Origin of the sequence: Nocardioides agariphilus (assembly GCF_015352445.1) — a bacterium.
Taxonomy (GTDB): Bacteria; Actinomycetota; Actinomycetes; order Propionibacteriales; family Nocardioidaceae; genus Nocardioides; species Nocardioides agariphilus.
The window spans coordinates 1-1,260 of the sequence record NZ_JADKPO010000078.1; the positions used below are offsets into that span (position 1 = coordinate 1).

At 67.8% G+C, this 1,260-nt stretch carries 1 protein-coding gene; it reads left to right on the forward strand.

The window, feature by feature from the left end:
• Positions 1 to 63: 63 nt before the first annotated feature.
• Positions 64 to 1,260, forward strand: a 1,197-nt coding sequence (locus tag ISU10_RS22665; protein WP_194698722.1) for an IS110 family RNA-guided transposase, incomplete at its 3' end; no start/stop codon positions are given.

The following is a 1,260-nucleotide window of genomic DNA, read 5'->3' on the forward strand; positions in this document are numbered from 1 at the left end:
GCTGATAGGTCATGAGCTGTAGCTGAGTGGACGCTGGACGGGTCCGCTCACAGGAGGCAGCTCATGGCGATGCTCGATGTTGCCTTGGATCCGGCGACGGTGGTCGTTGCTGTGGATCCGGGGAAGGTGATGAACAGGGTCTGGGTCAGCAACGGGGCTGGTCTGTTGGAGGAGCCGGTCTCGCTACCGGTCGCAAGGTCGGGGATCGCGGCGTTGGAGAAGATGCTGGCAGCTCATGCTGGTGAGCCAGTGATTGCGATCGAGGCGACCGGGAGCCTGCATCGTGCTTGGGCTGCCGAACTCGAGCGGCTCCACCCTGGGTCGCTGCGTTTGTTCGCACCCTCGGAAACCAAGGCGGCGCGCACCCAGCTGGGGTCCGGGCGGTTCAAGACCGATGACCGCGACTGCGCGGCGTTGACCTACCTGGCCCGACAGGGCGCTGGGCGACCTCACGCTGAGGAGTCGTTGGTCGAGCAGTTACGGGCGGCGGTCCGTCATCGTCGGGGTCTGGTCGAGGACCGGAAGAAGGCCCAGCAGCGGCTTCATGACCAGCTCAACACCATGGTCCCCGGTTTGTCCGCACCGGCCGGCCACGGTCGCTGTCTGTCCATCGAGCGTCCGACTGGTCAGGCGGTCCTCGAATGCGCAGTCGTGTTTGCTGGTCGCCCGCCCACAAGGCGATCGCTGATCGTCCGGTCACCGGGCCGGCTGAGCAAGGCCAACGCCGACTACTGGATCCAGCGGTGGCGCGACTGCCTGCCGCCACCCCCAGATGCCGAGCAACGAGCACGACGACTGGGAAGGGACCTGGAGCGGTACCGGATTCTGCAGACCGACATCGGGATGCTCGAGGACGAGATCACCGTGTTGCTGGCCGGCACCGACGGTCAGGTCCTGACCAGCCTCCCGGGGGTCGCTGTGCTTCGGGCCGCCGCGTTCGCTGCGCACAGCCTGCCGATCGCCCGGTTCCCCGATGCCGAGCACCTCTACTCCGCCACCGGGCTGGCGCCGGCGATGTACGAATCGGCAACCCTGCGCAAGCGCGGCCGGATCTCCCGTCAGGGCCTGGCCGAGCACCGCGACGCCCTGATGGGGATCGCCTGGGGGCTGTCGCTGTACTCGCCGCCGTTCGCCGATCGGAACGCCGCGCTGCGAGCCCGCGGAATGGCTCCGATCCAGGCCCGGGTCGCGCTCGCCCGCAACGCTTGCCGCCTGATCTACCGCATGCTCGTGACCCAACAACCCTTCGACGAACAGGCG